23 protein-coding genes are annotated in these 19,672 nt (G+C 65.3%); 9 read left to right on the top strand and 14 right to left on the bottom strand.

Annotated features, from left to right (window positions below):
• Window positions 1-31: 31 nt before the first annotated feature.
• Complete coding sequence (locus QX124_RS27585) at window positions 32-487, top strand: DoxX family protein (RefSeq protein ID WP_315798820.1); 456 nt, start codon at window positions 32-34, stop codon at window positions 485-487.
• A gap of 8 nt (window positions 488-495) precedes the next feature.
• Here QX124_RS27585 and QX124_RS27590 read toward each other — a convergent pair whose 3' ends face one another.
• The 4 genes from QX124_RS27590 to QX124_RS27605 all read right to left on the bottom strand — a co-directional run bounded on the left by QX124_RS27590 (window position 496) and on the right by QX124_RS27605 (window position 4,718).
• Window positions 496-1,056 (bottom strand): dihydrofolate reductase, encoded by a 561-nt coding sequence (locus QX124_RS27590; RefSeq protein ID WP_315798821.1) that lies wholly within the window; start codon window positions 1,054-1,056, stop codon window positions 496-498.
• A gap of 19 nt (window positions 1,057-1,075) precedes the next feature.
• A complete protein-coding gene (locus QX124_RS27595; RefSeq protein ID WP_315798822.1) occupies window positions 1,076-2,038 on the bottom strand; it encodes a polysaccharide deacetylase family protein in 963 nt (320 codons plus the stop codon).
• 161 nt (window positions 2,039-2,199) lie between these two features.
• Entirely contained in the window at window positions 2,200-2,775 is a 576-nt protein-coding gene (locus QX124_RS27600) for a glutathione peroxidase (protein WP_315774573.1), read from the bottom strand.
• A gap of 155 nt (window positions 2,776-2,930) precedes the next feature.
• Entirely contained in the window at window positions 2,931-4,718 is a 1,788-nt protein-coding gene (locus tag QX124_RS27605; RefSeq protein WP_315798823.1) for a L,D-transpeptidase, read from the bottom strand.
• Between the two features lie 225 nt (window positions 4,719-4,943).
• Between QX124_RS27605 and QX124_RS27610 the strand changes: the two genes are divergently transcribed.
• On the top strand, window positions 4,944-5,495 hold the full coding sequence (locus tag QX124_RS27610) for a CreA family protein (protein ID WP_315741115.1): 552 nt from the start codon (window positions 4,944-4,946) through the stop codon (window positions 5,493-5,495).
• Here the strand turns inward: QX124_RS27610 and QX124_RS27615 are convergent.
• The gene (locus tag QX124_RS27615; RefSeq protein ID WP_315772251.1) at window positions 5,485-5,694 is read right to left on the bottom strand and encodes a hypothetical protein; all 210 of its coding nucleotides are present in this window, start codon (window positions 5,692-5,694) and stop codon (window positions 5,485-5,487) included. The two genes, QX124_RS27610 and QX124_RS27615, sit on opposite strands and share 11 nt — an antisense overlap.
• A gap of 406 nt (window positions 5,695-6,100) precedes the next feature.
• On the opposite strand from QX124_RS27615, the gene QX124_RS27620 reads away from it, so the two are divergent.
• Window positions 6,101-6,463, top strand: a complete 363-nt coding sequence (locus tag QX124_RS27620; RefSeq protein WP_409997759.1) for a hypothetical protein — start codon at window positions 6,101-6,103, stop codon at window positions 6,461-6,463.
• A gap of 54 nt (window positions 6,464-6,517) precedes the next feature.
• On the opposite strand, the gene QX124_RS27625 is transcribed toward QX124_RS27620, so the two are convergent.
• Window positions 6,518-7,291 carry a hypothetical protein gene (locus QX124_RS27625; protein ID WP_315798824.1) on the bottom strand — a complete coding sequence of 258 codons (774 nt, stop codon included), beginning with the start codon at window positions 7,289-7,291 and terminating at the stop codon, window positions 6,518-6,520.
• A gap of 40 nt (window positions 7,292-7,331) precedes the next feature.
• Window positions 7,332-9,053, bottom strand: coding sequence for a type I secretion system permease/ATPase (locus tag QX124_RS27630; protein ID WP_315798825.1), 1,722 nt, complete (start codon window positions 9,051-9,053; stop codon window positions 7,332-7,334).
• Between the two features lie 177 nt (window positions 9,054-9,230).
• On the opposite strand from QX124_RS27630, the gene QX124_RS27635 reads away from it, so the two are divergent.
• The gene (locus QX124_RS27635) at window positions 9,231-10,916 is read left to right on the top strand and encodes an adenylate/guanylate cyclase domain-containing protein (protein ID WP_315798826.1); all 1,686 of its coding nucleotides are present in this window, start codon (window positions 9,231-9,233) and stop codon (window positions 10,914-10,916) included.
• 11 nt (window positions 10,917-10,927) lie between these two features.
• Here the strand turns inward: QX124_RS27635 and QX124_RS27640 are convergent, their stop codons facing one another.
• The 3 genes from QX124_RS27640 to QX124_RS27650 form a co-directional block, all read right to left on the bottom strand.
• Window positions 10,928-12,274, bottom strand: coding sequence for an HlyD family type I secretion periplasmic adaptor subunit (locus QX124_RS27640; RefSeq protein WP_315798827.1), 1,347 nt, complete (start codon window positions 12,272-12,274; stop codon window positions 10,928-10,930).
• Between the two features lie 112 nt (window positions 12,275-12,386).
• Window positions 12,387-12,656 (bottom strand): DUF6719 family protein, encoded by a 270-nt coding sequence (locus QX124_RS27645; protein ID WP_315772245.1) that lies wholly within the window; start codon window positions 12,654-12,656, stop codon window positions 12,387-12,389.
• The gene (locus QX124_RS27650; RefSeq protein WP_315712328.1) at window positions 12,656-12,808 is read right to left on the bottom strand and encodes a hypothetical protein; all 153 of its coding nucleotides are present in this window, start codon (window positions 12,806-12,808) and stop codon (window positions 12,656-12,658) included. The genes QX124_RS27645 and QX124_RS27650 overlap by 1 nt, the downstream gene beginning before the upstream one ends.
• A 146-nt stretch (window positions 12,809-12,954) precedes the next feature.
• Between QX124_RS27650 and QX124_RS27655 the strand changes: the two genes are divergently transcribed.
• From QX124_RS27655 to QX124_RS27665, 3 genes are all read left to right on the top strand, one after another.
• Window positions 12,955-14,235, top strand: a complete 1,281-nt coding sequence (locus QX124_RS27655) for an ArgE/DapE family deacylase (RefSeq protein WP_315798828.1) — start codon at window positions 12,955-12,957, stop codon at window positions 14,233-14,235.
• Window positions 14,236-14,366: 131 nt separating this feature from the next.
• A complete protein-coding gene (locus QX124_RS27660) occupies window positions 14,367-14,765 on the top strand; it encodes a PaaI family thioesterase (protein ID WP_315741123.1) in 399 nt (132 codons plus the stop codon).
• A 126-nt stretch (window positions 14,766-14,891) separates the two neighbouring features.
• Window positions 14,892-15,548: an N-acetyltransferase family protein gene (locus QX124_RS27665; protein WP_409997760.1), complete on the top strand. Its 657-nt coding sequence runs from the start codon at window positions 14,892-14,894 to the stop codon at window positions 15,546-15,548.
• Between the two features lie 97 nt (window positions 15,549-15,645).
• Here the strand turns inward: QX124_RS27665 and QX124_RS27670 are convergent, their stop codons facing one another.
• The 3 genes from QX124_RS27670 to QX124_RS27680 form a co-directional block, all read right to left on the bottom strand.
• Window positions 15,646-15,951 (bottom strand): hypothetical protein, encoded by a 306-nt coding sequence (locus tag QX124_RS27670; RefSeq protein WP_172109527.1) that lies wholly within the window; start codon window positions 15,949-15,951, stop codon window positions 15,646-15,648.
• 77 nt (window positions 15,952-16,028) lie between these two features.
• Window positions 16,029-16,727: a DUF2161 domain-containing phosphodiesterase gene (locus QX124_RS27675; RefSeq protein WP_315798830.1), complete on the bottom strand. Its 699-nt coding sequence runs from the start codon at window positions 16,725-16,727 to the stop codon at window positions 16,029-16,031.
• Window positions 16,728-16,822: 95 nt separating this feature from the next.
• On the bottom strand, window positions 16,823-17,503 hold the full coding sequence (locus QX124_RS27680) for an SDR family oxidoreductase (RefSeq protein WP_315755694.1): 681 nt from the start codon (window positions 17,501-17,503) through the stop codon (window positions 16,823-16,825).
• Window positions 17,504-17,574: 71 nt separating this feature from the next.
• Here QX124_RS27680 and QX124_RS27685 point away from each other — a divergent pair, with 71 nt between their 5' ends.
• Window positions 17,575-18,333, top strand: coding sequence for an SGNH/GDSL hydrolase family protein (locus tag QX124_RS27685; protein WP_315774581.1), 759 nt, complete (start codon window positions 17,575-17,577; stop codon window positions 18,331-18,333).
• 91 nt (window positions 18,334-18,424) lie between these two features.
• A complete protein-coding gene (locus QX124_RS27690; RefSeq protein ID WP_012044361.1) occupies window positions 18,425-18,643 on the top strand; it encodes a hypothetical protein in 219 nt (72 codons plus the stop codon).
• Window positions 18,644-18,674: 31 nt separating this feature from the next.
• On the opposite strand, the gene QX124_RS27695 is transcribed toward QX124_RS27690, so the two are convergent.
• The gene (locus QX124_RS27695) at window positions 18,675-19,418 is read right to left on the bottom strand and encodes a tyrosine-protein phosphatase (protein WP_315798831.1); all 744 of its coding nucleotides are present in this window, start codon (window positions 19,416-19,418) and stop codon (window positions 18,675-18,677) included.
• Window positions 19,419-19,672 lie beyond the last annotated feature (254 nt).

The following is a 19,672-nucleotide window of genomic DNA, read 5'->3' on the forward strand; positions in this document are numbered from 1 at the left end:
CATCGTTTGAAGTTGATCCGTGAGGGCGAGAATGCCGGGTTTCATTACATTCGGGCGCGTTCTGTTCGCCGTGATCTTCATCTACACGGGCGCGACCAAGCTGTTCGGCATTCCCGCCACCGCCGATCTCATCGCCGCCAAGGTCACGATTCCCACGATGCTCGCGCCCTATGCGGCGCAGCTCGAGGCCGCTGCCAGGATGCCGATGCCGCAGATCCTGGCGATCGCGGCCGGCGCGTTCGAGGTGCTTGCCGGCGTGATGATCGCGCTCAACTTTCTCGGGCGTTTCTTCGCGGCTCTGATGATCGTGTTCGTCGGCGCGACCATCTTCTACTTCCATGACTTCTGGAACCAGGCCCCGCCCGACAACGCCAAGACCCTGATCGACGCGCTGAAGAACCTGTCGATCATCGGCGCGCTGTTCATGATCCTCGGCTACGGCAAGGGCCCGAAAGCGCCGGAGCAGAGCGCGTATGGAGACATCTAGAGGGAGCTCTAAGCGGTGCGTTTCCAGGCGGTCACGCTGACGTCGTGGGCGGGATCGAGCATCAGCTGATTGGCGGGCGTGTAGCCGTGGGCCGTCAGCACCTGCTGCGGCGAACGGTCGGGACCGATGCCGGGAAAGCACGGCACGCCGCCGGGCAGGGAGACGTGGGGCGCGAGCGACAGGAAGAAGGTCTCGTAGCGGTCCATGAACATCTCGAACACGACGGGGCCGCCGATCACCGCCACCGTGCCAGAGCTGACGCCCGCGGCTTCACAGGCGGCTTCGAACGAGGCACTCGCCGGATTCCAAAGGGTGGAGAGCGGCTTTTCCGGATCCGGCGCCAGCCCCGCGACCTTGCCGGTCACGACGATGCGCCGGCGCTTCGGCGAATTCGGCTGGTCCTCATAGGAGTTGCGGCCGTGGACGATCAGATCGGCGCCATCGAGGGCCTGGGAAAAGAATGCGGCGTCGCCGGGAAATTTCAGGGCGGGCGGCATCGCATTGCTCGCGTCGGCCAACATCCCGTCGGCCGACACGATCACGTAACCTTCGAGACGAAGCTTGGTCACTGACGAAAGGAATCCTGTCTCATTCGGACACTGTCGTCACAACGCTCGAGACCGGCCGTTGGCTCACCGTCGGCAGCTTCGCGACCTTGCTGAGCTGCTCGTCATACTGCGGCAGCGACTGCACCGGCGCCTTGGCGCGCATCGCGACCACCTTGTAGCCGCCGGCCTTCAGGCGGCGCAGCAGCTCGGGCAGGGCCTCGGCGGTGTGCTTGTGGAAGTCGTGCATCAGGATGATGCCCTTGCCGAGCTTGTCGAGCTTCTTGAAGGTGACGTCGATCACCGCCTGCGCATTGCGCGCCTTGAAGTCGAACGAGTCGAGATCGCAGGAGAAGATGCCGATGTTGCGGGTGCCGAGATAGGTCACGATCTCCGGCGGATGCTGCAATGCCGGGAAGCGGAAGAACGGCGCCGGCGAATTGCCGCCGAGCGCCCATTTCACGGCGCTGATGCCGAGCTCGATCTCTTCCTTGCGTTGATCCTCGGTCAGCTTCTTGTTGGTCAGCGCCGCGTGCGACCAGGTGTGCGTGCCGACCGTGTGGCCGGCATTGTAAACCTGCTTCAGGATTTCCGGATAGTAGGTCGCATGCTTGCCGATGATGAAGAAGATGCCGGTGGTGCACTGGTCGGCGAGCGCCTTGAGCACGCTGGGCGTGTTCTCCGGCCATGGGCCGTCGTCGAACGTCAGGACCACCTCATGATCCTTGAGGAAGTCGAGGTCCTTGAAGTGCTCGAAGCCGAATCCCGGACCGCCTGTCGTGTCGATCTCGACGGTGCGGCCGACGCCGAGCGCCTCGGGGTTCATGCAGGGCGCGCGCGGCGGCTGCGTCTGGGCGGCGACGGCGGGAACAGGGGCCGGTGCGGGAGCAGCAGCGGCCGGGGTCGGCGCCGCCGCCGTGCGCTGCGCCTGCGACCAGGCCGCGCCAGACGTCAACAGCGAAGCCGCCAAAGAACTCGCGAACACCAATCCTGCTGCAATCCGCATCGTGTTTCCTCGGGGTTGTTGCAACGGGAGCGCCAGCGTCGAGAGTCGCTCCGTTATCCGGTTGGGGATACTAGCCCAGCTGCCGGATGGGCGCCAAAAGGAAACGAGGCAAAAACACGGGGGAAGTTGCCGGCTTCCGCCGCATTCCTGCCGAGTGTTGCTCAGCCGTCCGCCAGCAGCCGGGCGACCGCGGTCTTGACCCGCGTATCCGTCGGCTCGACCGAGGAGGCGAAAACGTCGGCGATGTAGCCGTCACGGCCGATCAGATATTTGTGAAAGTTCCAGCGCGGCGTCTCCTTGGGCCGCGCCTCGGCGGCCCAGCGGTAGAATGCGTGGGCGTTGGAACCGGTGACCACCGCTTTTGCGGTCATCGGGAAGGTGACGCCGTACTCCTTGTTGGCCAGCTCGGCGATGTCGCCCGCGATCCCGGGCTCCTGGTTGAAGTCGTTGGAGGGGACCGCGATGATCGCCAGCCCACGCTCATGGAACTCGCCCCACAGCTTCTGAAGGCCGGTGTATTGCGGGGTATAGCCGCACTGGGAGGCCGTGTTGACCACCAGCACCGGCTTGCCCGCGAAATCGGCGAGCCGGATCGGCTCACCGGCCAGCGCGGGGAAGGAGAAGCGATAGGCGGTCATCTTGCTCACCGCATTGTCGGCATGAGCGGCCTGCGACGTGAGCGTCGCGCCCGACAACGAGGCGCCGATGCCGAGAACAACCATCCTGCGATCGATCATTGTGAATCTCCCTGAGCAGAGCCAGCCCCGTCAGCATGAATGTGCCCGCGCTCGACCGGCCGCTGCTTGAACGGCCGCGACATGGCGCTGGATCAGACTGCGTTCCGGCACGGGATACCCCTGCCGTGGGGCGGAAAGAGGGACGTCGTCGGTCGTCAGCGCAGCGAAAGGATGAACTCCGTGCCCTCGCCGGTTTCGCCCTGGTTGATGCCTTGATCGGAGACGATCAGCGAACTTCCGGTCGACAGGGCTTCGCCGAGCCACGCCATGACGTCGGCGGGAATGGTGATGCGATCGAGCGCCTCGGCTGCGCTGCTCAGCGGAACGACCTGTTTCAGCTCGGCATCGGCGCCCGCGGACCTCTTACCGCGCCGGGCCGCCTTGGCCGCGACATCGGTCGCCGCGGCGCTCCGCGCCGAGGAGGGCAGCGAGACGACCGACCAGCGCATCGTCGCCGGATCGGCCTTGTCAGCCGTCGCGGTGAACACGTGGGTGCCGAGCGGCTTGTCGCCCGGTGCGATGGTGACGGGGGTGTTGAACACCGGAGCGAAGTTCTGCCGCACGTACAGCTTCGAATCCTTGCGGCTGATGAAGATCGCGATCTGGCTGTTGCGCTTCAATTCGGGCTTGGGCGCAATCGGCTTGTCCGGTGCGGCAACACGCGCCTGATCCTTGGCGAGATCGTTGGGGTCGATTGGCTTCGCCGGTGCCTCTGCCGCCGGTGTGGGCGGCGGCGCAGGCTGGTCCGTGATCGCGGCATCGGCAGGCTTGGACCCAGCCGACTTGGACTTAGCAGGCTTGAGCTCGGTCGAACCGGGGGCTTCGGCATTCGCCGAGGCCTCAGCCGGCGTCTCGACGGCCGGAGCGGCCACCTGCGCAGCAGTCGTGGGCTGACCCGCCGGAGCGACGTCGCTGGGGGCAGACTTGGCCTCGTCCTGCTGCTCGATCCTGACCCCGGCCGGGGCGCCTGGCTTGGCCTCTGCGTCGGCGGTCGCGTGCTCAATCATGGTCTCGGCGACACTGGACTTCAGATCGGCAGCATCGCTCCGAACCTCCGCCGCGGGGGAACGCGGTGGTTCGGCGCTTGACGAAGCGTCCGAGATCTTCGGTGGCAGCCCATTGGCGTTGCTGGCATCGGCGGTCCGCACCTGGCCCGACGCGGTTGGCGATCCTTCGAAGCGGGGGCTCTCGGCATGACCGATCGTGGCGCGCAAATCCGTCGTCGCGACTGTGATCGCGCTGGTGACGGCTGCGCCCTTGTCCGACTTGATCGCTGCGGGCGCAGTCGGATCGGGGTGCTCCGATGCGCTCGGCTGCGGCGCTTTCAGTGCAGCGAGCATCGGATGCGAGAAACTCGCAGGAGCCACCTCGCTCGGCGTGACCAGGACCCGGGATCCCATCCGCGTCCAGCCATAGATGCGGGTTGCAAAGCTTGCCGGCATGCGGATGCAGCCATGCGACGCCGGGTAGCCCGGCAGCACGCCCGCGTGGAGCGCGACGCCGGACCAGGTGATGCGCTGCATGAACGGCATCGGGGCGCCGCTGTAGATGTTGGAGCGATGGTATCTCTGCTTCTGAATGACGCTGAACACGCCCATCGGCGTGGAATGCCCCTTCATGCCGGTCGACACGGGTGCTTCCGCGAACAGGCCGTTTGCGTCGTAGACCTTCAGCTGCTGCTTGTTGATCGACACCGCGATCGTGAGCGGCGCTTGCGGCTTGGCAGCCTCCTTCTCGGTCTTGGTCAGCATCTCAAGGTGGCGCGCCTTGGGCTTGCGCGGAGCGGCCGGGCGTACGGTCGGAGCAATGGTGATGGGCTGCGCGTCGTTCCAGTAGTAATAAGACGCTGCGCCAGCCTGTGAGGTCACTGCTATGGCAAGCGGGACTGAAACGATTGCGGCACAATAGAACCGCCCCCTGGCGGCTGCACGAACGCAGAGCATTCCGGCAAATCCTCAAGAACCATCTGGTCTTTAGTGTCGCAGACGGAGTCTGCGTTCACCAGCTTGGGCTTCTGCCCTGCGTGATTTCGTTCCAATCGTAGCAGAAAAGCCTCACATCCCGTTAAACGGGTAGTGGAAGGTCAGGGGCTGGAGCGCCTTCCTTGCAGGCATTTGTGTCCCTACATGGGCGGTATGCCGAGTATCGGCGGTATAACGGAGACCGACATGTCGTTCAGAGCCACCAAACGGTTTGATCTGTGGCTGAAAACCCTCGTTTGCCTACTGCTTATCGGATTGTCCTCGCCTGTGATCTCAGCATACGCCGCAGACGAGCCGGATCTGATCTTCCGTCGGTCGACCGTGTTCAAATTGCTCAGTCCGAATGACAAGCTCGCGACCTATGGCGTTGATGATCCAGAGGTAGAGGGCGTCGCCTGCCACTTCACGGTGCCGCAGAAGGGCGGCTATGCCGGTTGGCTGGGCCTGGCCGAGGAGGTCTCCGACATCTCGCTCGCATGCCGGCAGATCGGCCCGATCAGGTTCAAACGCAAGCTCGAACAGGCCGACGACATGTTCCGGCAGCGACGGTCGCTGTTCTTCAAGAAGATGCAGATCGTTCGCGGCTGCGACGCCAAGCGCAATGTGCTCGTCTACATGGTTTACTCAGACAGGCTGATCGAGGGATCGCCGAAGAACTCGACCTCCTCCGTTCCGGTCATGCCTTGGGGCAAAGCCGACGACGGCGTGGTCCAGAAGTGCGGTGATTTCATTCAATAAGGGACTTGCCAAGAGACGATCGGCTGCCGAAAGCCTTGCCGGGCAATTTGTGCTTGGCAGGATCGTGGCAGCCGATCAGCCGCACCAGGCTCTGTGGCGTCGAGCCGGCGTAGCTCTCGGTTCGCTGCTGCGCCATCGGTGCAGCCAGGGAGCTGCGGCGTGATACCTTCGGTTTGGGTGTGTGCGAGCGCTTGTCCATGGTGACCCTGAGGGAGCAACGTCGTCTCCCAACGCGCCGCGCGCTGCTGGGTTGCCGTGGTGAGCTGGGAGGTTCTCCCTGCCGGCCACAGTTAATGTAAGGTCGTTAAGAAGCTCGCCATCGGCAGAAATGGCGGCTGCCCCGGAGGGCGCTGGCTCGCCCAAGGCAAGTGAAACATTCCTCTGCTTGGGGTTTTAGATCACTCTCGTCTTGGTTGTATTTTGTGTCATCGGGGCGGTCGCGATGAAACGAAGCGGCGGGGCCATGAAACCATTTTGGGCCTGTGCCGCAGGCCGCTTGAAACGTGAAGCGGATATGAAACCGATGCTGGCGTCAGCGACATGCGAATCGTGTCGTCCGGGCCCGCGTGGATGACATGACGAAAAACGAATACCAGCGGTCCACCATGCGTTTTCGACTGGATGCTGCGGCGCTTGCCGTGCTGTCGTGCCTCTTCTGGTCCTCCGTCGAGGCGCGGACAACGACCCGATTGCCCGAGCTGCGCAGCGAGTTCGTACGGCAATGTGCGCCTCGTATGCTCGACCGGTGGGCGCATCCTGAAGCTGTCTGCTCCTGCCTGCATGATCATGCGGCCGCGATGGTGGAGGATGCCGACTTGCGAGAGGCGCTGCTGCGCGGCATCAGTGAGACCGGCGTGCCGACCATCGAGACCGATTGGGTGCCCGCGCCGAAGCAGGCCGAGATCGGTCCTACGTTCACCAAGATCGCGAAGCCTGCCCTGCAGTGCATGTTCGATCCGGCCAACTGATCAGCCGCCGGACCTGACGTCGATCGGCGTCCATCCGTCCGGCGGTGCTGGTTGTCAGTCCAGGCCATACTGCGACATCAATGACTGCACCTCCGGCCGGCGCATGATGCGCGAGATCCGCGTGCTGATGGCGTCGTCGTCGCGGTGCCTCGACGATCTCGCACTCGGCTTGGGAGCAGGGCGGGCCGCTGACGCATCGGCACTCGTCGGCTGATGCCGCGCAAGTGCAGTCTTTTCGGCGGATGGCAAGGTCGCCGCTTTCGTCCGCGTCGTCTGCGTGGGCGCCGTGGCCGTCAGACCGGGCTGGGTCGGCGCGGCAGCAGGAGCGACTGCGGGGACGACGGCCGGTGAAGCTGCGGCCGTGGCGGGCGGCGTCGCGGCCGGTGCCACAGGGCGTGTTTCAGTGGTGGCCGCCACGGGCGGAGTTGCGAGCACTGGATTCGACGTCTTGGCAGCTTCAGCAACGGGCGCGGCGGCCGTGAGCGAGTTGGTACGCGTCTGCGACGAAGCTACCTCAGGCGCCGGGACGGGCGCAGCCAGTGCGGTGAGGGCCGGGGCTGGCGGCGAGATCGGCGCCGGCGGCTCGATCACCGGAAGCGAGGCGGCGATCGAAGCACCGCCCGAGGCGGCGGACTCGCTGACGATCCTTTCACTGCTGTCCGGCGCCGGCTTCTTGATGTCGCCGGGGACGTTGAGGGCTTGGGTTTGCGCGTGGGCCAGCATCTGACGCGCGGTCATCGGTGTCTCCGCTGAAGCCGACATCGGCAGCAGGACGGCGGTCGCGAGCGCCAGCTGGAGTGTCCGTGCGTGCGATGTGAACTTGATCATGGCTGGCTCCTTGCGGTGTGCGATCTGCATTGGGGTCCGTTCAGGCCGCGGCGCTGGCCGTCGCCCGGTCGTGGGCGACGACGACACGCTGGCCGCGCATCTTGGCGATCACCTCGTCGCGCGGGCCGCATGCCAGCGTCTTGCCGAAGGCCATCACCATGATGCGGTCAACATGCGCCAGAAGCTGCGGACGGTGCGTGACGACGATCACGGTTCGGCCGGCGGCCTTCGCCTGGGCCATGGCCTGCGCCAGCGCCCGCTCGCCGTCCTCGTCGAGGTTCGAGTTCGGCTCGTCGAGGATCAGGAGCCGCGGATTGCCGTACAGCGCGCGGGCGAGGCCGACGCGCTGCCGCATGCCGCCGGACAACGCCACGCCGCCTTCACCGATCGGCGTGTCGTAGCCGTTGGGCAGGCGCAGGATGACCTCATGCGCGCCGGCGGCCTTGGCGGCAGCGACGACGGCGGCCTCATCCACCTTCGCGAGCCGGGCGATGTTGTCGGCGACGGTGCCTGAGAACAGTTCGATGTCCTGTGGCAGGTAGCCGATATGCTTGCCAAGCCGGTTTGGGTCCCACTGGCTGTAGGCGGCACCGTCGATACGGATCACGCCTTCGCGCAGCGGCCAGACCCCGGCCATGGCGCGCGCCATGCTCGACTTGCCGCTGGCGGAGGCGCCGACGATCGCGAGGCTCTCGCCGGCCTTGAGCGAAAAGCTGACGCCCTTGACCGAGGGGCGGCCAGCCGCCGGCGGCCACACCACGGCGTTCTCGACGTCGATCTCGCCGCGCGGCGTCGGCAGCGCCGTCGGTGCAGCCGTGACCGGCAGCGCCTGGAACAGCTCCTCCAGCCTGCGATAGGCGGAGCGGAATGCGATGATGCGCTTCCACTGGCCGACGACCTGCTCGACCGGAGCAAGCGCGCGGCCCATGATGATCGACGTCGCCATCATCGCGCCGGGCGAGATCTGCTGCTCGATCGCGAGCCAGGCGCCGATGCACAGCAGCGAGGTCTGCACCGCCATGCGCGCGAACTTGGTGACGGAATGCATCGCCGCGCCACGCTCGACGAGGGTGCTGTGGGCTTCGACCATCGCCGACTGGCGGCAACTCCAGCGGTCCATGACGATGTCGCCCATGCCGAGGCCGCGCACGACCTCGCCGTTGCGCAGCGCCGCCGCGACGAAACGCGAGGCCTCGTTGGCCAGCGCGTTGGTGCGCTCGACGCTGGCGCGCGTGTAGAATTCGGTGAGCAGCGCCAGCGAGAACAGCACGATCGCGCCGAGCAGCGAGAGGATGCCGAGATAAGCGTGCTGCAGAAAGCACAGCGCGACGAACACCGGGGTCCACGGCAGATCGCAGGCGATGGCGGCGGTGCCGCTGGAGATGCAGTCGCGGATGGTCTCGGCGTCACGGATGATCTGCTGGCCGAAGCGATGCCGCGGCGACAGCTCCGCCTTCATCATCGTCTCGAACAGCGGGTGGCGCAGCGTGCCTTCGAACTGCACGCCGGCCCGGGCCAGAACGCCGGAACGGGCGAATTCGAGGACGCCATACAGCACCAGGAAGACACCGACGATGAGCGTCAGCATGACCAGCGTGCCGAGATTGCGGCTGGTGAGGACGCGGTCGTAGACCTGCATGGAATAGAGGGGCGAGGCGAGCATGCTCGCATTGATGAAGAGGCTGAGCACGAAGGTCGCGGTGAGCGCGGGAAAGCAGGCGCGGAGCGCGGTTCCCAGCGGGCTTCGGGTGGTGCTCGTCATGTCGGATCCCCTTGCGATGGTGCTGGAGAACTTCGCCTGGGGCGCCCGTCGTCGACCGTGATTGACCTCACATAGCTTGAGGCTGATCTGCCAGCGCTTGAGTTGGCCGGTTGCAGCCGCTACCGGATGGATCAGCCGTGCTCAGATTTCGCAGCTTGCCTGAATCACAGTGACCTCATGCCTGCCGTAACGTCCCAGAACATCCGGCTCGTGTCGGGCCTCGTCCTGTTTGCGTTCGCCGCGACGCATTTTCTCAACCATGCGGTGGGTCTGTTCAGCCTCGAGGCGATGGACGAGGTGCAGGAATGGCGGCTGGTCGTCACCCGATCGTGGCCGGGGATGATCGTGCTGGCGGCGGCATTGCTCGCGCATGCCGTGCTTGCTTTCGTCAAGACGGTTCAGCGCGGCACGTGGCGGCTGTCCTCGTGGGAGTTTGTTCAGATCGCCACGGGATTTGCGATCCCGCTATTGTTGCTGCCGCACGTCATCGAGACCCACATCGCTCATGCGCTGTTTGGCGTTCAGGATGGCTACCTCTATGCGCTGGCGTTGATGTGGCCCAAGGCGGCCTGGATTCAGACCGCGCTGCTGCTGCTGGTCTGGATCCACGGCTGCGTCGGCCTGCATCACTGGCTGAAATTCCGGAGCTGGTACCGCCTCGTCCAGCCGCTGCTGTTTGTCCTCGCCGTCGCGGTGCCGATGGCGGCGCTGATGGGTTTCGTGGTGTCCGGGCGCGCCGTCGCCGCGTTGCTCGGCAATCCCGGCATGGCCGAGCAGATGCGCCAGGTCACCCATTGGCCGAGCGAACTCGACGGGAGGTGGATCGCCTTGCTGCAAATTTCGGCGCAGATCGCAGTCGTCGCGCTGCTCGTTGCAGGCGTGACGATCATCGTGTTCCGCTACGTCGCGTCGCTCGCGTCGCCGAAGATCGTCATTGCCTTCACGGGTGGCGCGACGGTGCGGGCCGCGGTCGGTCCGACGCTGCTGGAGATCATCGGCAGCAACGAGCTCTCGCAGCGGTCCGACTGCGGCGGCCGTGCCCGCTGCGGTCTTTGCAGCGTCCGGGTTGATGAAGGTGCGGAGACGCTGGCGCCGCCCGGCCACGCGGAGCGCGTCATGCTCGCCGACTTGGCGGCTCCGGCGAATGTGCGGCTGGCCTGCCAGATTCGTCCGGCGGCGCCGCTGACGATCACGCGTCTCCTCGGCGGCGATCAAGCGGAGAGGGCGCCCCTCGTCGACCACCTTCCCGCCGAGCGCCGTGCGGTATGCCTGGTCCACGTCCGCGTCCGTCCGGTTGCCACCATTGCGCGCGACCGGCTGCCCTCCGACCTCGGGTTCATGATGAACGAGATCTTCGGCGCCATTGGCAGGGCGATCGAAGCCCATTCCGGGCGCATCGACCGCTTCCTCGGCAATGGCGTCCTCGCCGTCTTCGGTGAGGAGCAGGGAGCAGAACAAGGCTGCCGCGATGCGCTGCAGGCGATCGGCGCCATGGACGTGGTCATGGACCGCGTCAACGAAAAGATCGCCGCGGAGATCGGTCGGCCCGTCGAGTTGACGATTGGTGCTCACCTTGGCGACATCGTCGTCGGGCAACTGACCTTTGGACGCACATCGCAGGTGGCTGTGCTCGGGCTCGGGACGGAGTGGCCGGCGCGTCTGGCTGAATTGGCGGAGACCAGAGGTTGGCAGCTCGCGATGTCCGGGGGCGTAGCGACAGCTGCCGGCCTTGCTGATCTGGATGGAGCGACACGTGAGAGGCTTGCCGATCCGGAGCAGGGCAGCGAGCTGGACGCCATCGGCGTGCGGCGTGCCCGCGACCTTTCTGTCGTCGCGGGCGCGCCACCGGTGCCGTCGGCCTAGGTGCTCTCGGCTCATTTCTCACGGAACGTCTTGGCGAGCGTGTTGAGCAGCGGCCCGACCAGATATTCGAGCACGGTGCGCTCTCCCGTGGAGATGATGACGTCGGCCTGCATGCCCGGCAGAATCTTCTCGGCGATCTCGGGCGGGATGGTCGAATAGTCGATCACGACCCGCGCCGAGTAGTAGCTCTGCTTGTTCGCCTCGTCCGACATCGCATCCGCCGAGACGCTCGAGACCTTGCCGAAGATCGTCGGCGTCGTGCGCGAGGAGAAATTGGAGAAGCGCACCTCGGCCCTCTGGCCGATGGCGACGCTCTCGATGTCGCGCGGCGAGACGTGCGCCATCACGTCGACGCCTTCGCCGACCGGGACGATCTCGGCGAGCGTATCGCCGGGCTTCACGACGGCGCCCACGGTGTGGACTTTCATGTTCATGACGATGCCGTCGCGCTCGGCGCGGATGTCGACCCGGCGCAGCACGTCCTCGGCGATGACGAGCTTCTCGCGCAGGTCCGACAGCTTGGCACGGGTGCCGTCGAGTTGCTGGCCGACTTCGGTCAGATATTTCTGCAGCGCCTGATCGATCTGCAGGCGCGTCTGCGCCGCCGTCTGCGTCAGCCGCGCCACGTCGGCCTGCGCCTGGCCGAGATCGCCTTCGACGCGGGCGCGCTCGCGTTCCAGTTCGAGGAACTTGTTGCGCGGATAGTAGCCTGCGGCGACCGCCGGGCGCACGTTGTTCATCTGCGTCTCGAAGCTTGCGAGCTGCGCGGAGAGCGCGGCGCGCTGGCGGTCGCGGCCGGCGAGCTCCTGCTGCTGCTGGGCGATCTGCGAGTTGAGGATGTTGATCTGGCTGATCAGGCCATTGCGGCGCTCGACGAACAGCCGCTGCTGGTCGGCGATGGCAAGCGCCGCCTCCGGCACGTTCTGGCGGTTGAGCAGCGCGTCGGGAAACGTGATCATCCGCGCATTGCCGCGCTCGGCGAGCAGGCGCGCCTCCTCGGCCAGCGCCGCGTCCATCTGCTTGCGCAGGAGGTCGGTGTTGGCCTGGGCCTCGGTCGGCTGCAGCCGGAACAGCAGGTCGCCGCGATGCACGGCGTGAGTCTCCTTGGCCAGGATGTCCCGGATGATTCCGCCTTCACGGTGCTGAACCACCTTGTGATCGCCGGAGACGGACACGGTGCCCGGTGCGATCGCCGCGCGATCGAGGGGGGCATAGGCGGCCCATACGCCGAAGCCGCCGAACACCAGCGCCACCGAGAGATAGCCGAGCAGGGCGTAGCGGCTGAAATCGGCCTTGACCGGCTGCGGCCGGTCGGCCGGTTCGAAGAAGCCGTGATCCTGCACCGCTGACATCGACATGCTGCGTCCCCGCTTGTCCACGGGCAGGAGCATCATCGATGCGCGGCTACGGGACTGTGCGGAAGGTCACGCGCCGGAGGTCGGCGGCGAGAGCCGCATCAAACGAGATCAGCTACTTCTTCTTCGGCCCGAAGCGCGGCACGCATTTCGTGGTGCGGACAATACCGGTTTCGGCCATCTTGGAGCCGGAGACCTCCTTCACCTGGCCAGCGGGGCAGGTGCCGTCATCGACCAGGACGCGCTGGCCAAGCCGGAGATCGGTGACGTCCTGCTCGCGCCCGACATATTGCGCCTGCGCGGGTGCGGCAACCAAAAGCAAGAGACCGAGGACGCCGAGAGGGCGGGCTGCGACATTCGCGAACGAGGAGATTTGAGAACGCATCACTTTCCTTCGATCTTCAGGCCGTTGGGCCCGATATTGATCTGGACACCCTCCGGCTGCTTCTTGGCCTGATAGAAATTGTAGCCGAGCACGATGATCGCCGCGCTGAGAATGCCGAGGAGGAAATAAAGGATATTGCGGTGATCCGACATGCCAAATTCCAAAGTATGTTGCGGTCATTTTCGTATGCGCGAATGTACGGGCGGCCTTGCGATTCTGAAAGCAGCGGCGAATCCGGTGCAACTCTGCATGAGATTGTGATTTGCTGCAGTCATCGGTAATTGGAACCTCGACAGGCATGATCACCCAGGACATTACGCAGCGCATCGTCGACGCCGTCGATGCCGACTTCGACCGGCAGCTTGCGACCACGAGCGACTTCGTCGCCATCCCCTCGACCCGCGGCGCCGAAGGGCCGTGCCAGGACATGTTCAGCGATCTCCTGCGCTCGCGCGGCTACGAGGTCGACGACTGGCACATCGATCTGGACGATCTCAAGGAGATGCGCGGCTACGGCCCGATCGAGCACGATTTCTCGAGAGCACGCAGCGTGGTCGGAACCTACCGGCCGGCGACGTCGGCCGGGCGGTCGCTGATCCTGCAGGGGCATTGCGACGTGGTGCCGGCCGGTCCGCTCGATATGTGGGAGACGCCGCCGTTCTCGCCGGTGATCCGCGACGGCCGGATGTATGGCCGCGGCGCCTGCGATATGAAGTCCGGCACCATCGGCGCGCTCTATGCGCTCGATGCCATCAAGGCTGCCGGCTTCAAGCCGACGGCGCGCATTCACATCCAATCCGTCATCGAGGAGGAGAGCACCGGCGTCGGCGCGCTGTCGACCCTGCAGCGCGGCTACCGCGCGGATGCCTGCTTCATCCCGGAGCCGACCAGCGGCAAGATGGTGCGTTCTCAGGTGGGCGTGATCTGGTTCCGCCTGAAGGTGCGCGGCTTCCCGGCGCATGTGTTCGAGGCCGGCGTCGGCGCCAATGCGATCCAGGCGAGCTATCATCTGATCCATGCGTTGGAGAAGCTCGAGGCGGACTGGAACAAGCGCGCCAAGAGCGACCGTCATTTCAAGACGCTCAATCATCCGATCAACTTCAATCCGGGCATCATCAAAGGCGGCGACTGGGCCTCGAGCGTGCCGGCCTGGTGCGACGTCGATTGCCGCATCGCCATCCTGCCGGGCTGGTCGGTCAAGGACTGCCAGAACGAGATCCTCGCCTGCGTCGCCGCGGCTTCGCGCGATCATCGCTTTCTCTCCAACAATCCGCCGGTCGTCGAGTGGTCGGGCTTCCTGTCCGAAGGCTACGAGTTGACCAATTCGGCCGAGCCGGAGGCGGCGTTCGGCAAGGCATTCACCGCCGTCTACGGCGGCGAGGTCCAGGATCTCGTCTTCACGGCGCTGACGGATACCCGCTTCTACGGGCTCAACTACAACATCCCCAGCCTCTGCTTCGGCGCGACCGGCGCCGCGATGCACGGCTTCAACGAATATGTCGAGCTCGACTCGCTGCGCCAGGTCACCAAGACCATGGCGTTGTTTATCGCGGAGTGGTGCGGGGTCGAGAAGGCCTGAGCTGAGCGGCGGTACGATCGGACTGAAGCAATGACCTTTCAGGTCATTGCTTCGGGTTCGAAGCCCGGCGCATCCAGATGCGGCGCTGACCCGCGAAGACGGGTCGTCCGATCAAACGGGGGAGGGAAGGCATGACGCCACTCGACAAGATCAATGCGATGAAGATGCCGTTCGCGGACCTGAAGGGTGTCACCTTCACCGAGGCCAGTGCCGATCGCGTCGTGGCGCAGATGCAGGTGCGGCCGGATCTCTGCACCCTGCATCACACCATCCATGGCGGCGCGGTCATGGCGCTTGCGGATTCGGTCGGCGCGGCCGCGACCGTGATCAACCTGCCGCAGGATGCCAAGGGCACCACGACGATCGAGAGCAAGACCAACTTCATCGGCGGCGCCAAGGAGGGGACTGTGGTGACGGCAACCGCCACGCCCGTGCATCGCGGCCGCCGCACCCAGGTATGGCAGACCCGGGTGGAAACCGAGGACGGGCGTCTGGTCGCGATCGTGACCCAGACTCAGCTCGTGCTGTGATGATTCGTACACAAACGAATCGTTAACTCACGCGATCCTTGCATGGCCGCATGTTCTCTCCGTAGAGCATGGGGCTTGAAATGAATGTTGCGATGCACAATATAGCTCCTGTCTAGGGAAAGACGTCTGTGCGAGGGCTCTCGAGAGGAGTCTCAGGCAGTGTCACAGGTAGATACTTTTCGTCCCCGGCCGGGCTTCGGCTATGCGCGGACGCTCAGCCAGCACGAGGAACTGCCGTTGCTGCGCGATCATCTGTTGCGGCTCGATGCGGAAAGCCGGCACGATCGATTCAACGGCTTCCTCGATGACAGTTTCATCGAACGCTACGCGGCCCGCTGTGCGGCCGACGGCACGATCGTCGTCGCCTACATGGAAAACGGCCTGGTGCGCGGCGCCGCCGAGTTGCATCCGCCGGAGCAGTCCGAGGACGGGCTTCCGGAGATTGCGTTCAGCGTGGAGGCTTGCGTGCGTCGCCGTGGGGTCGGCAGCCTGCTATTCCAGCGCGTGATCTCGGAGGCGCGGTGGAAGGGCTATCGCAAGCTTCGCGTGACGACCGGATCGCAGAACCATGCGATGCGGGCGCTGGCAGCCAAGTTCGGTGCGCATCTGGCGTTCCGTCACGGCGAATCGACCGGCACGATCGATCTGACTGAGCAGCCCCAGGATGAGCTGGCGAAGCTCGTGATCGAAGCACCCATCGCGGCAGCGCGGGCGTTCTTTACCCTCAATCGCGCCTGCTGGAAGCTCGTGACCCGGATGTACGGCGACAAGCGCGCCGCCTGAGCCGAGCCGTTGCTGCGACGACAAAGGCGCGACAGCGATCACCGCTGCCGCGCCTTTCGTTTGATTGCATTGGCCGATGCGCCCCGGAGGGCGGCGTTCAGGTGCCGGTGCGCTTGTCGAAATTGAAGCGGCGCACGGTACGGCGCTCGACCACGACGGCACGCTGCTGCGTGCCCTGATCGGCCGTGATGACGCGCGTGTTGGTGCGCGCGGCAACGCGGACTGCCTTCTTGACCTCAGGGAGCACCTGCTCGAGCGGCAGACCCATCAGCGCCGACGCGATCTCGGCCTGGGCCTGGACGTCGTCGGTGATCCCTGACGCAGCGAAGATCGCCTCCTCCAGAGTCGGGGGATCACGCCTGACGCGACGCGGACCGTACTTGGTGTTCCAATCTTCGCTCATGGGGGCCTCGTGAATCGTCCCGGATACCTAGAAGCAGGATTGTTGCATTGCAATATATATTCCGCGAGGCAGCCCAGCTATGCGTTCACCATGTCGCGATCGGGCAACGCTGCCTGCGTCATGTGGATATCCTGGGGCCAGCGGCGCAAGGCCGCGAGCCCGGCTTTCGTGAGGACATAGACGCCGCGCTCGGCGCGGTCGAACCAGCCATAGACGTTACGCTGCAAGATCTTCGGCGCATCCGGAATGTCCGCGCGGAGGTCGCGGACGCGTCTCGGCCCGTCCGACAGCGCCGAAGCGCAGGCCAGCGCCTGCTGCCGATAGGCCGTCATGATGGGTGCGCGGGTCGAGCCGCCCGCGACGGGGTCGCCCTTGCGCCGCTGATGCTCGATCACAAGACGCGAACGCTTCTTGGGATTCTTGCGCGGCGCGGTGATGGGCGGCTGCACCAGCACTTCGATGTCTCCGGCTGAGGTCACGGTCAGCATGCCGAAGCCGAGCCGGCGGCACAGATTGCGATAGCGTGCGTCGCTCTCGCGGCCCTTGCCGCGTGCCGACAGCTTCGCCGCGATCCAGACCTCGTCGCAGGCACCGGCCCGGTCGACCGCCTGCAGCAGCAGTTCCAAGTTGAAGACCTGCTTCAGCTCGCAGACGACCACCACCGGCGGGTCGTCGCCCTTGAGCGCCACCACGTCACAGCCGCCGACTTCCCCTTTGACCGAGAAGCCGAGGTTTTCGAGGAAGCGTTTGACGGGAAGGTAGAGCGCGGTTTCCAAGGGGCCGTCCGATGTGTGCGACTCAGAGCGCGCGCGAGTCTAGCCCGCCGAGTCCCGTGATGTCAGCGCCAAGTCGGGGTGACCGGCTGGCTTCGCTACACCCGGCCGATAACCGGTATCAGTGCGCCGGTCACACCGCTCGCGGCGTCGCTGGCTAGAAACAGAATGACCTCTGCGAGTTCCTGCGGCGTCACCCATTTGTCGAAATCGGCCTTGGGCATGCTGGCGCGGTTGGCCGGCGTATCGATCGTCGACGGCAGGACGGCGTTGACGGTGATCTTGCCCTTCCATTCGGCCGCGAGCGCTTCCGTCAGGCGATGCACTCCCGACTTGGAGGCCGCATAGGGGCCCATGCCGGCACTGGCCTGGAGCGCGCCCATGGCCCCGATGTTGACGATGCGGCCCGTGCTGGAGCGGACGAGATGCGGTATAGCCGCGCGCGATGCGTGCAGCGCGGTCATCAGGTTTCGCGCATGCATCGTCTCCCAGACGGAATCGTCGCCATCGGCGGTCGTCTCGAACGCGAACGCGCCGGCGATGTTGATCAGCGCATCCAGAGTGCCGAAGTGGGCGGCGACGGAGTCGATCGCGACCTTTGCCTGCTCGGGGTCGGAGAGATCGACGCCTCCGAGCTCGATGCGGTCGTCACTCGCCGGGATTTCGGCCTGGGCATGGTCGATCCCGGCCACATGTGCGCCCCGTGCGAGCGCGAGATCGGCCACGCTGCGCCCGAGCGCCCCTTGCGCACCCGTTATGACAATCACTGCTCCGTTCATTCCGTCCCTGGTCTCCGTTGACGCGCCCCACAGCGCCGCTTGCTATACTATGATCCTGCCGATGAGTTGCAATGGCCGGGCGGCCGGGGCATGGAATTGCAATCAGAAGGCGTGGTTCGTCAGAGGTGACCATGACCGCAACAGGCTCTCTCGAATTTCCTGACGTCCCCACCAGTTTTCCTCGTCCGATCAGACGTTTCAGACAGAGTCTGGATGCGCAGCGCAAGACCCGGATCGTGGCGCTGGGCTCATCTTCCACCGCGGGCACCAACGGAATCATCGCTTTTCCGGCCCGGATCGAGCAGTCGCTGCGCAAGGCCAATTTCGGCTGCATGATCGACGTCCTCAATCGGGGTGTGGGCGGACAGGAATCCCCGGACCAGCTCTCGCGCTTCGAATGCGACGTGATTGCGGAGCAGCCCTCGCTCGTCATCTGGCAGGTCGGCACCAACGCCGCCTACAGACCCGAGGTCTACAGTCCCGATGACGTCGAGGCAGCGCTGCGCGTCGGCGTTCGATGGCTGGCGGCGCTGGCCATCGACGTCATCGTGATCGACCTGCAATACACGGCTGCGATCGTGACGGTGCCGAACAGGCTGGCGCGTGCCGAGGACATTCAGCGACGGATCGAGAAGGTCACGTCTGCGGCCAACGTCAACCTCTTCGGGCGCTGGAATTTGATGAAGAGCTGGTATGAGGCCGGCCAGATTCCGTTGTCGGCGCTCGACGACGGGCACGGTGACCGCTTGCATGTGAGCGAAGCCGCCACCGCGAAGATCAGCGACGTTTTGGCCAGCGCCATCCTGACGGCGCCGGTTGCGCTGGCCTGATCGATAAAATTTGCCGGACTTTCGTAAGTGGATTGCCAGCGCAGCCCGCTAGCCTGTCGCTATGCCGCTTGAGGGGCGTTGGAGCTTTGACATGATGAGACATCTGCCGGACCATGGTTTGCCGCTGGTGCAACTGAAGGAGCAGCGGCGGGATCTGGTGGTCGCCCTGCAGAACCGGGCAGGTCCGGTGACCGGTTGGGAATTGATGCAGATCGCGGCGGTTCAGCAGGCGATTTCCGCATTCGAGGAGGTGATTGCCGATCTCGACGCGATGGAAGCCGCCGAGACAGCCGATATCGAAGCGGCCTGATCGGGCTCAAGCGTATTCGCGCCACACCGACTTACGGCGTGAGATAGCGCTCCTGTAACGTCTTCCGCGCTGCGTCGTCGATGCCGAGACCGTCGCGCAGGTAGGTGTCGACGTCGCCGAAATCATCACGCATGGCGTCGAACGCAGCTGCGAGGAACGACGCCTGGACCATCCCGATCGTCTGGACGACATCAGCGGGAAGATCTGGGTGAGCCGCGGTCTCGCGACGATAGAGCTGGTTCGTGAGCAGGTAGTCTTCCAGGATGACGTCATCCGCAACGTCGAGCGCGTGTAGGACCAGCGCGCAGGCCACACCGGTGCGGTCCTTGCCGGCCGTGCAATGGATCACCAACGGGACGTCCTCATTGAGAACATGCTGGAACAGCGCGCGGAAGCGCGGCGTGTAGTTGCGGATGTAGTTGCGGTAGGACTCGCGCATCAGCTCCAAGGCATGGTCGGTCGTGAGCTGTCCTCGTGTCGCCAGGGCCCGCAGCGCCGGCACGACGCTCGGCTCGATCGGCTCGGAGTGCACGGTGATCTCGGCGATCGTGCAGAGGCCGGCCGCGCGCTCGTTGCGACCGCGTAAATCGAACGCTGCGCGAATGCCGAGCTCCCGCAGGACCGCGACGTCGGGCTCGGTCAGCTGTCCGAGATGGTTCGACCGAAACAGCCGCCGCCATCGCACGTGCCGGCCATCCCTGCTGGGATATCCGCCGAGATCTCTGAAGTTGCTGGCGCCGTGAAGGCCGAGATGGCGAAGTGGATAGGCGGACATCGTCTTGTTCTAGGGGACGCGGGCTTCGATGTGAAACGCCGTTTCATCGACGGACGCGACGCCGCAGGCACAGCCCTTCGACAGGACAGGGAAGACCATGAAACGGGTCACGACGGCGGCTTGTTTGACCCGGCAGGTCGAGTCCGCCGGCGACCGTCAGCAGCGGCGAGAGACATGCAGACGGCAGCGCAAGAAAAAGGGCCGGAACCTTGTCGGTCCGACCCTTCAGCAAAGGCGTGATGGCGTCACGGTAC

It is taken from the genome of Bradyrhizobium sp. SZCCHNRI3043 (assembly GCF_032377735.1).
Classification (GTDB): Bacteria; Pseudomonadota; Alphaproteobacteria; order Rhizobiales; family Xanthobacteraceae; genus Bradyrhizobium.

What these genes read in the sequence shown, in the direction of transcription:
- QX124_RS27585 (WP_315798820.1), top strand. Translation starts at nt 32, where the DNA reads ATGCCGGGTTTCATTACATTCGGGCGCGTTCTGTTCGCCGTGATCTTC.
- QX124_RS27595 (WP_315798822.1), bottom strand. Translation starts at nt 2,038, where the DNA reads ATGCGGATTGCAGCAGGATTGGTGTTCGCGAGTTCTTTGGCGGCTTCG.
- QX124_RS27600 (WP_315774573.1), bottom strand. Translation starts at nt 2,775, where the DNA reads ATGATCGATCGCAGGATGGTTGTTCTCGGCATCGGCGCCTCGTTGTCG.
- QX124_RS27605 (WP_315798823.1), bottom strand. Translation starts at nt 4,718, where the DNA reads ATGCTCTGCGTTCGTGCAGCCGCCAGGGGGCGGTTCTATTGTGCCGCA.
- QX124_RS27610 (WP_315741115.1), top strand. Translation starts at nt 4,944, where the DNA reads ATGTCGTTCAGAGCCACCAAACGGTTTGATCTGTGGCTGAAAACCCTC.
- QX124_RS27615 (WP_315772251.1), bottom strand. Translation starts at nt 5,694, where the DNA reads ATGGACAAGCGCTCGCACACACCCAAACCGAAGGTATCACGCCGCAGC.
- QX124_RS27620 (WP_409997759.1), top strand. Translation starts at nt 6,101, where the DNA reads ATGCGTTTTCGACTGGATGCTGCGGCGCTTGCCGTGCTGTCGTGCCTC.
- QX124_RS27625 (WP_315798824.1), bottom strand. Translation starts at nt 7,291, where the DNA reads ATGATCAAGTTCACATCGCACGCACGGACACTCCAGCTGGCGCTCGCG.
- QX124_RS27630 (WP_315798825.1), bottom strand. Translation starts at nt 9,053, where the DNA reads ATGACGAGCACCACCCGAAGCCCGCTGGGAACCGCGCTCCGCGCCTGC.
- QX124_RS27635 (WP_315798826.1), top strand. Translation starts at nt 9,231, where the DNA reads ATGCCTGCCGTAACGTCCCAGAACATCCGGCTCGTGTCGGGCCTCGTC.
- QX124_RS27640 (WP_315798827.1), bottom strand. Translation starts at nt 12,274, where the DNA reads ATGTCGATGTCAGCGGTGCAGGATCACGGCTTCTTCGAACCGGCCGAC.
- QX124_RS27645 (WP_315772245.1), bottom strand. Translation starts at nt 12,656, where the DNA reads ATGCGTTCTCAAATCTCCTCGTTCGCGAATGTCGCAGCCCGCCCTCTC.
- QX124_RS27650 (WP_315712328.1), bottom strand. Translation starts at nt 12,808, where the DNA reads ATGTCGGATCACCGCAATATCCTTTATTTCCTCCTCGGCATTCTCAGC.
- QX124_RS27655 (WP_315798828.1), top strand. Translation starts at nt 12,955, where the DNA reads ATGATCACCCAGGACATTACGCAGCGCATCGTCGACGCCGTCGATGCC.
- QX124_RS27660 (WP_315741123.1), top strand. Translation starts at nt 14,367, where the DNA reads ATGACGCCACTCGACAAGATCAATGCGATGAAGATGCCGTTCGCGGAC.
- QX124_RS27670 (WP_172109527.1), bottom strand. Translation starts at nt 15,951, where the DNA reads ATGAGCGAAGATTGGAACACCAAGTACGGTCCGCGTCGCGTCAGGCGT.
- QX124_RS27680 (WP_315755694.1), bottom strand. Translation starts at nt 17,503, where the DNA reads ATGAACGGAGCAGTGATTGTCATAACGGGTGCGCAAGGGGCGCTCGGG.
- QX124_RS27685 (WP_315774581.1), top strand. Translation starts at nt 17,575, where the DNA reads ATGGCCGGGCGGCCGGGGCATGGAATTGCAATCAGAAGGCGTGGTTCG.
- QX124_RS27690 (WP_012044361.1), top strand. Translation starts at nt 18,425, where the DNA reads ATGATGAGACATCTGCCGGACCATGGTTTGCCGCTGGTGCAACTGAAG.
- QX124_RS27695 (WP_315798831.1), bottom strand. Translation starts at nt 19,418, where the DNA reads ATGTCCGCCTATCCACTTCGCCATCTCGGCCTTCACGGCGCCAGCAAC.